This window comes from Mycobacterium sp. TH-M25, from assembly GCF_057473665.1.
Genome location: NZ_JBYCLA010000444.1, coordinates 1 through 8,370, shown reverse-complemented (window position 1 = coordinate 8,370; position 8,370 = coordinate 1). Strand labels below are relative to the sequence as shown.

The window sequence follows — 8,370 nt, the reverse complement described above, 5'->3', positions numbered from 1 at the left end:
TCCTGTGCCCGCATCCAGGTCAGCGACATCGGGCTCAAGGGTCAGATGCTCGACGACGGCCACGGCGGGGCGGTCGAAGGTTTCCAGGTTCACCTGGGCGGAGGTCTTGGCCAAGAGGCTGGGTTTGGCCGCAAACTGCGTGCGCATAAGGTCTACAGTCACGATCTCGGCGACTACATCGACCGGGTGGTGCGCAACTTCGTCACCAAGCGTGATCCCGGCGAGCGTTTCGCGAACTGGGCGTTGCGCGCCGAAGAGGATGACCTGCGATGAGGACAGGAGCATCAGATGACTGCAACGGATGACACGGTGACCGAGGCCGAACTTCGAGAGCTCGCCGAGCGCGGCGCCGCCGAACTCGACCGCCATGGCGCCATCGACCTGCTGCGCTGGACCGACCGAACCTTTCCCGGAAGGTGGGTGGTGGCCTCCAACATGCAAGACGCCGTCCTGGTCGATCTGGCCGTCACGGTGCGCCCGGGGATGCCGGTGCTGTTCATCGACACCGGAAACGAATTCCCGGAGACCATCGGTATGCGTGATGCGGTCGCGGCGACCTACGACATCCGATTGGTCACCATCACCCCCGAGCCCTCGGTGCTGGCGTTGGGCACCAGCCTGTGCCACTCCGATCCCGGCGAGTGCTGCCGGCTGCGCAAGGTCGTCCCGCTGACCAAAGCACTGCCCGAGTATCGCGCGTGGGTGACCGGGCTGCGCCGAACCGATGCCTCGACTCGCGTCGACGCCCCACTGATCAGCTTCGACGAAAAGTTCAAGTTGGTAAAGGTCAACCCGCTGGCCGCATGGTCCGACCAAGACATGACCGACTACATCACACAGCACAATGTGCTGGTCAATCCGCTGGTTGACGAAGGCTATCCGTCGATCGGTTGCGTACCGAACACCGCCAAACCGGCGCCGGGAGAAGACAAGCGCAGCGGCCGCTTTGCCGGATTCGACAAAACCGAGTGCGGCCTGCACGTTACGTGATCGCGTCTTTGCCCAGCCCGATGCACGTAAATCCTTGGTGTGTAACGATTGTGAGGTCGCAGATGGCACATGTGCCCGATCGCCGCGATGTTCTCCGTCTCGGGGGGTCTGAACGTGGGTGACTTCCACATTGCGATTGTGGGTTCTGGCCCGTCGGCTTTTTTCGCCGCCGCGGCGCTGCTGAAGGCGGCCGACTCTTCCGCGGATGTCGCAGTCGTGGTGGACATGCTCGAGATGTTGCCGACACCAGGGGGATTGGTGCGTTCCGGCGTGGCGCCCGATCATCCGAAGATCAAATCGGTGAGCAATCAGTTCGACAAGACCGCCGCGGACCCGCGTTACCGCTTCTTCGGCAACCTACGGATCGGCAAACATGTCGAGACCGCCGAGCTCGCCGAGCACTACGACGCGGTGATCTATGCGGTGGGTGCGCAGGCAGATCGGGCGCTGAACATTCCCGGTGAAGAGTTACCGGGCAGCGTCGCCGCGGTCGACTTCGTGGGCTGGTACAACGCGCACCCCGACTTTGCGCAGATGGTTCCCGACCTGTCCGGTGCGCGGGCGGTGGTGGTCGGCAACGGCAACGTCGCGCTGGACGTGGCCCGCATCCTGGTCACCGACCCCGAGGTGCTCGCGGTCACCGACATCGCCGATCACGCGTTGGAGTCGCTGCGCCCGAGCGGCGTGCAGGAAGTGCTGATCGCCGGGCGGCGCGGTCCGCTGCAAGCGGCGTTCACCACGGTGGAGCTGCGTGAGTTGGGCAACCTGGACCGGGTCGACGTGGTGGTCGATCCGGCTGAGTTGGCCGCGATCACCGACGACCACGCGGCCGCTGTCGGCAAGATCGCCAAACAGAACATCAAGGTGCTGCGCGACTACGCGGCCCGCGAGCCGCGTCCCGGGCATCGTCGAATTGTGTTGCAGTTCATGACTTCCCCCATTGAGATTCAGGGCGAGGAGAAAGTCGAGCGGATCGTGTTGGGCCGCAACGAGCTGGTCAGCGACCAGAATGGGCGGATGGTGGCCGCCGATACCGGTGTGCGCGAGGAGCTGCCGGCCCAGCTGGTGGTGCGCGCGGTCGGGTATCGCGGCGTGGGGATCCCGGGGTTGCCGTTCGACGTCACGACCGCGACCAGTCCCAACACCCACGGCCGGGTGGCCGGCAGCCGCAACGAATACGTCGTCGGGTGGATCAAACGCGGCCCCACCGGCGTCATCGGCACCAACAAGAAGGACGCCCAGGAAACCGTCGACACCCTGCTGGCCGACTTGGCCGGCACCGCACCGGCCGGGTTCGGGCCAGGCCATGCCGACGAGCTCGCCGACTGGCTGGCTACACGTCAGCCCGAGCTGGTCACCCGTGCGCACTGGCAACTTATCGACGACTACGAGCGGTCAGCCGGTGAGCCGCACGGTCGGCCCCGCGTCAAGTTCGCGACCCTCGATGAACTCCTGCGGGCTGCCCACGGCTGACCCGCGAAAAGCAACGTACCCGCGTTGGATGTCCTGGAAATCGACGCGTTAGGAGGCGTCTTGTGACCTATGTAATCGCCGAACCCTGTGTCGACATCAAAGATAAATCGTGCATCGACGAATGTCCGGTCGACTGTATCTATGAGGGCACCCGGATGCTGTACATCCAGCCCGACGAATGCATCGACTGCGGTGCCTGCGAGCCGGTATGCCCGGTCGAGGCCATCTATACCCGAAGAAGATGTGCCAGAAGAGTGGACCGACTACACCCAGATCAACGCCGACTTCTTCGCGGACCTCGGCTCACCCGGTGGTGCGGCCAGGGTCGGGCTCACCGACAACGATCCGATAGCCGTCAAAACCCTGGAGAGCAAAGACTAATCCAGCGTGGAGAGGCAGCCGGGGATGGTTTGTTTCGTACTCCCCGGGGTATGCCTATCCTTGACAAAGCCGGGGAGCCCGGATTCTCGCGTAACCGACGTCTAACACGAGGAGTGACGCTTTGATGCAGATCGACCAGCACGCGCCCGCGATCGAGCGGGGAGCGTTCGGGATGCCCCGGCCGCAAGGCTGGACACTCGAGCGCATTATTCACCTGTTGGCGGGCGGCATGGTGCTGACCTCACTGGCGCTCGGGCGCAAGTTCTCGGCGCGGTGGAGGGTGCTCACCGGTTTCGTGGGGGCCAACCTGCTGCTCGACGCCGCAGTGGGCTGGTGCCCGAGCAGCGTTCTACTGCACCGCCTCGGCGTTTCGACCGCGGCCGAGCGGTCGACGCGTTGCGGCGGTTAGCCCACGCCTCGATGAAATGCTTGCCGGGCGAGTCGCGTCAGGCGTCCGGCACCGAAACGGCATCGATGCTGTATCTGATAGGAGGCGCACGATGATTCACATGCTGGAGATAGTGGAACCAACGCCCGACGTCACCGACGACGGCGCCGGGGCGGTGGCGTCATGAGCCGCGCATGTCCTCGGGTGGTGATTTTGGGTAGCAGCTTCGCCGGGCTGACCACCGCCCGCTTCATCCGGTCACATTGCGGCGACGCGGTCGACATCACGGTGATCGACCGTAACCCGTATCTGATCTTCGTGCCGAACATCCCGATGGAGGTGTTCGCCGACCACGATCCGCTGGTGACGATGCACATGGAAACCGTCCGGTTCCATGATCGCGACGGCAACGAGTTCATCAACGCCGCGGTCACCGCGATCGACCCCGACGCCAAGCGGGTGGTGTTCACCCCGACCGACCGCGCCGGCTCAGCGCCCGAGACAATCGGTTACGACTATCTGGTGATCGCACTGGGCAACCAGCTGGCCTACGACCGGATCGAGGGCTTCGGCGAGTTCGGCGACACCGTCTCCAGCGGACACTATGGCAACAAACTGCGGCGCAAGCTTTTTGGCGGTGGCTATAAGGGCGGCCCGATCGCCATCGGATCTGCCCGGTTCCACCAGGGTCTCGAACACAAGCCCGATTGGCTGCCGGTCGCCGAGGCCGCCTGCGAGGGCCCACCGCTGGAGCTGGCGTTGTCGATGGCGCACTGGCTCGGTGAGCATTCGATGGGCGACGCCCACAAGGTCACCATGTTCACGCCGGCGGAGACCATCGCCGAGGACGCCGGTGAAGAGATCGTCAAGGAGTTCCTGGATCTGGCCACCGACATGGGTTTCGGATACCTGCCCGGCACCCAGGACATCGCGCGCCTCACCGCGGACGGCATCGAGTTCGCCAACGGTCAGAGCATGGAAGCGGAGCTGAAGATCGTCCTGCCCGACTGGGTGCCGCACGCCTTCCTGAAGGATCTGCCGATCACCGACGAATATGGCTTCGTGCTCACCGGCACCGACATGCGCAACCTCGACCACCCGGAGGTTTTCGCCGTGGGCGACGCGGCCGCGCTGACCGTGCCCAAGCTCGGCTCCCTGGGCCACCAGCAAGCCGAGATCGTGGCCCGCCACATCGCGGTCGAGGTCGGTCGCCTCGACCGGGCCGAGGTTGGCGGACCGTATCGACCCGAGATCATCTGCTTCGGCGACATGGGCGGACACAAGGGCTTCTACATCCACTCCGACACCTGGTACGGCGGGAAGACCAGCGTCTTCAAGATGGGCTACGCGCCGTGGGCGATGAAGATGGGGTTCAAAGAGATGTACTTCCGGACCGGCGGCAAGCCCGTCTCCTGGGGGATGCCCGCCACCGAATTCACCATGGACAAGCTGCCGCTGCCGTGACGGCCAGATTGGAGTAACACATGGACGCACAGGCATGGGATGTTCGCTACAGCGAGGGCGATCTGCTGTGGGGGACCGAGCCGAACACATTCGTCGCCGCCGAAATGTCGGCAGCAACGCCGGGACGGGCGCTGGATGTGGCCTGCGGCGAGGGCCGAAACGCGATCTGGTTGGCCAGCCGCGGCTGGCACGCCGTCGGTGTCGACTTCTCCCAACAGGGACTGGATCGGGCAGCGCAGCTGGCCAGTCGTGCCGGGGTTGACGAGCGGGTCGACTTCCAGGTCGTCGATGTGGTGCACGACGCGCTGCCGGCCGGATCGTTCGACGCGGTCATCGTCGCTTACCTGCAGCTGCCGCACACCTCGCGTCGCGCCGCCTTGCGTAACGCCGCCGCCGCGGTTGCACCCGGCGGCACGTTGCTGATCGTGGGCCATGACACCACCAACCTCACCGAGGGAGTCGGCGGGCCGCAGGACGCCGAGATGTTGTTCACCCCTGAGGATGTGCTCGCCGACCTGAACGCGGTGCCCGGACTCGTAGTGGAGAAAGCGGAGAAAGTCCGACGAGCGGTGCCCGACGCCGAGCGCGACGCCATCGACGCACTGGTGCGCCTGCGCCGCGACGCGCACGGCGGAGCGAGCCAGCCATGACCTGTCGGTGGTCGGTCCCGCCGAAAAGTTGCCACATGAGGGTGGCCGGCCGCACCTTGGGCTGGGTTCAGTGCAGGTGACCGCTCCCCTGTGGGTGGGGTTTTTGATCGGGGCCGCGTTCGGCGTGCCGGCTGCGCTGTGGGGGATCGGCAACCCCGAGACCGTCATTCGTACGGCCAGGATGGTGGACCGGCTGCTGATCGGATGCTTTGCCTACGTGACGGCGGTCGGTGCGGTCCTGCTCTACGGGCTGTATGCGCTGGGCGTGTCGATGCATTTTTCTCCCAAGCCGCTCTACATCTACGGGGTGACGCTGGGCGGGCTGCTGTTCGGGATAGGGGTGGCTGTCAGCGGCTATTTTCCGGGTAGTGAGTGGATCGCGCTGGGCGAGGGTCGCCGCGACGTGCTCTATGCGATCCCGGGCGGCCTGCTCGGAGCCGCGGCGTGGACAGTGCTCTACCAGACACCGGTCGGGCACTGGCTGGTCACGACCGCCGACTATGGCAATCTGGTGGTCACCGGTGACATCTCGCGCATCCACCCGGTCGTGACGTTGGCCGTCGCGGTGGGCTACGCGGCGGTGGCGCTGAGCGTGCTGTACTTTCTGCCTCGCTACAAGGGCGGCCGGCACAGTTGCGTTCGGCATCTGGGTAATTGCCCGCTCGACGACCACGACCGCGCGATGATGCGCGACACCGCCGACTACCTTTCCGAAGGGGCCGTCGATCCGGCGCGCTCTGCTACCCCAACCCGATTTCAGCGGCTGGCCGCCCGCGAGGTGCCCGCCGCGAATTTTTACGCGCGAACCATCCTGGTCGTTGGGTCCGTCGTGGCCGCGGTGGTAGTGCTGGCGATATTCCTGCACCAGACGTTCGGTCAGTCGACGACCTACTCGTGGCTGGTGGGGAAGTTGCTCCTACCCCGATTCGCCTACACCGCGAAGGTGTCGGCGAGCATCGGCTGGGAGCCGTTCACCGACATCGGGATCCTTTTCGGCGGGCTCTTCTCAGCGGTGTTCATCAGCCGTCGTTTCACCGCCTTTCACCCGGTGATCCCGCCGTCGTGGCGAAACCGGTTCGGTCCCAGCAAGATCAAGCGCGCTCTCGGCAGCTCCGGCGGCTCGTTTCTGGTGCTGTTCGGTGCCCGGATGGCCGACGGGTGTACCAGCGGCCACACGTTGAGCGGCGGAGTCCAGTTGGCACTGAGTGCGTGGCTGTTCACCGCCGCGGTCGTGATTGCGATGGTGGTGACGGCCCGGCTGGTGTACCGCGATGCGACTTGGTTGACGACGCCATCAGGCTCGGCCGTCGAGCAACCGGCGATCACGCGGTCTGATGTCCGCGCGTAATACCGCTACCTTGCTCGTCGTGCTGGTCTCTTTCGCGGCGACGATCGCCGTCGGCACAGCCGTGACCGGCGGACAGGCCCACACCCGGTTGGCGCTCAGCGACGTGCTCATCCCCGCGGCCATCCCGGTGCTGCTGGTCATCGGATTAACAATCGCCTGCCGCGAGCGCTAGCGAAAACCGCACTGCCCGAGAGTGATCCATGCCGGACCCAAATTTAACGACTCTGCTGCCGCTTGGGTTTACTCTGCCGCGTGGGTTGCCGGCCTGTCGTCGAGGGTGAAGCCCCAAGAACTGTTGGCCACAGCGAACTCGAAGCCGTCTGTGCTTGCTTCGGACTTACCCGAGGCGCCGAAGTCTCCCGAATCGGCGACGTAGGCGTGCCCGAGCTTTTCCATCCCGGGCAGGGTGCCGGGCGGGAAGTTGTCCTCGATCGACGCCAGCGCCGACTCGAACATCTTCTGGTGGGCGATCTCTCGGGTCATCAGGAACGTCAACGTATCTTTGGCGCCGGCGTCGTCGGTGAATTTGATGAGGCGCTCGTAGACGAGTTTGGCGCGGGCTTCGGCGGCGATATCCGAACGCAGGTCGGCGGTGGGTTCGCCGATGGTGTCGACGTAGCCGGCGGTGAACGGCGTGCCCTCGGAGTCGGTCAACCGTGCGCCACCGCCACCGAGGACGTTGGTGGCACTGTTGAGCGCGAGAGTCGCGGCGTCGGGCATTTTCCCGTCCAGCAATTCGCCGAGGTAGGTGCCTTCGACCTGATCCACCAGCGCCGAGGGCGAGCCCTTCAGCAACAGCGACAAGGTCTGCGCAACCATTTCCAGATGGGAGAGTTCCTCGGTGGCGATATCGAGCAACATGCTGCGTCGTGCGCCGTCGGTCTCATTCCAGCCCTGCAGGAAATAGCGCAGCGCCGCAGCGAGCTCACCGTTGGGACCGCCGAACTGTTCGAGCAACATCTTGGCGAACTTCGGGTTCGGTTCGTCCACGCGGACCCGGTACATCATCTTCTTGTTGTGTAAAAACATCGCCTGAATCTCCTATCTACTGCCGAAGCATCGCGGTCACCTGCCGTCGTGATTCCCGCCCTAGACGTGCCCCAAACACGCCGGCCGCGAGCCCGGGCGGCAAGGGCCGGATTGGATAGCTGGCTGAGCTCACGTATCCGAAAGCATTGCTGTGCAAAACTTCCCGCTAGTCGCGCGCCTGTTCAGCGGCCGCTGGCTGTTGCGCCGACCTCTGGATGGCGGCCGATATGCGACTCTTGACGCATTCGTTCGACCATGTGCGGATAGTGCAGTTCGAAAGCCGGCCGTTCGGAACGGATGCGGGGCAGTTCGGTGAAATTGTGGCGCGGCGGTGGGCAGCTGGTGGCCCACTCCAGGGAATTACCGTGGCCCCAGGGGTCATCCCCTACGACCGGTTCGCCGTAGCGCCAGCTTTTGAACACGTTCCACATGAACGGCACCATCGACTCGCCAAGGATGAACTCGCCTACGGTGGAGACGACGTTGATCGCCTGGAAGACATCGGTGGGCAGGTAATCGGCGTAGCGGCGCGGAATGCCCTCATTGCCCATCCAGTGCTGCACCAAAAACGTGGTGTTGAACCCAATGAAGGTCAGCCAGAAGTGCAGCTTGCCCAGCCGCTCATCGAGCAGCCGACCGGTCATCTT

9 protein-coding genes and 2 pseudogenes are annotated in these 8,370 nt (G+C 64.8%); 9 read left to right on the top strand and 2 right to left on the bottom strand.

The genetic code is table 11. The features are described from left to right. The 9 genes and pseudogenes from AC2VOU_RS15135 to AC2VOU_RS15095 all read left to right on the top strand — a co-directional run. Positions 1-273, top strand: a pseudogene (locus AC2VOU_RS15135) (nitrite/sulfite reductase); the annotation flags it as partial. Between the two features lie 15 nt (positions 274-288). Next, on the top strand, positions 289-990 hold the full coding sequence (locus AC2VOU_RS15130; RefSeq protein WP_486958119.1) for a phosphoadenylyl-sulfate reductase: 702 nt from the start codon (positions 289-291) through the stop codon (positions 988-990). Between the two features lie 87 nt (positions 991-1,077). Further along, positions 1,078-2,463: an FAD-dependent oxidoreductase gene (locus AC2VOU_RS15125; protein ID WP_486958120.1), complete on the top strand. Its 1,386-nt coding sequence runs from the start codon at positions 1,078-1,080 to the stop codon at positions 2,461-2,463. A 62-nt stretch (positions 2,464-2,525) separates the two neighbouring features. Then, positions 2,526-2,844, top strand: a pseudogene (gene fdxA / locus AC2VOU_RS15120) (ferredoxin). A 124-nt stretch (positions 2,845-2,968) separates the two neighbouring features. After that, positions 2,969-3,253, top strand: a complete 285-nt coding sequence (locus AC2VOU_RS15115; protein ID WP_486958118.1) for a YgaP family membrane protein — start codon at positions 2,969-2,971, stop codon at positions 3,251-3,253. Positions 3,254-3,415: 162 nt separating this feature from the next. Then, positions 3,416-4,696 carry an NAD(P)/FAD-dependent oxidoreductase gene (locus tag AC2VOU_RS15110; protein WP_486958117.1) on the top strand — a complete coding sequence of 427 codons (1,281 nt, stop codon included), beginning with the start codon at positions 3,416-3,418 and terminating at the stop codon, positions 4,694-4,696. 20 nt (positions 4,697-4,716) lie between these two features. Then, complete coding sequence (locus tag AC2VOU_RS15105) at positions 4,717-5,346, top strand: class I SAM-dependent methyltransferase (protein WP_486958116.1); 630 nt, start codon at positions 4,717-4,719, stop codon at positions 5,344-5,346. Between the two features lie 76 nt (positions 5,347-5,422). After that, positions 5,423-6,694, top strand: a complete 1,272-nt coding sequence (locus AC2VOU_RS15100) for a YeeE/YedE thiosulfate transporter family protein (protein ID WP_486958115.1) — start codon at positions 5,423-5,425, stop codon at positions 6,692-6,694. Positions 6,695-6,713: 19 nt separating this feature from the next. Further along, on the top strand, positions 6,714-6,866 hold the full coding sequence (locus AC2VOU_RS15095; protein WP_486958114.1) for a hypothetical protein: 153 nt from the start codon (positions 6,714-6,716) through the stop codon (positions 6,864-6,866). A 68-nt stretch (positions 6,867-6,934) separates the two neighbouring features. Here the strand turns inward: AC2VOU_RS15095 and AC2VOU_RS15090 are convergent, their stop codons facing one another. Both AC2VOU_RS15090 and AC2VOU_RS15085 read right to left on the bottom strand, forming a co-directional pair. Next, positions 6,935-7,723 (bottom strand): manganese catalase family protein, encoded by a 789-nt coding sequence (locus AC2VOU_RS15090; RefSeq protein WP_486958113.1) that lies wholly within the window; start codon positions 7,721-7,723, stop codon positions 6,935-6,937. A 182-nt stretch (positions 7,724-7,905) separates the two neighbouring features. After that, on the bottom strand, positions 7,906-8,370 hold a 465-nt coding region (locus tag AC2VOU_RS15085), incomplete at its 5' end, for a cbb3-type cytochrome c oxidase subunit I (protein WP_486958112.1).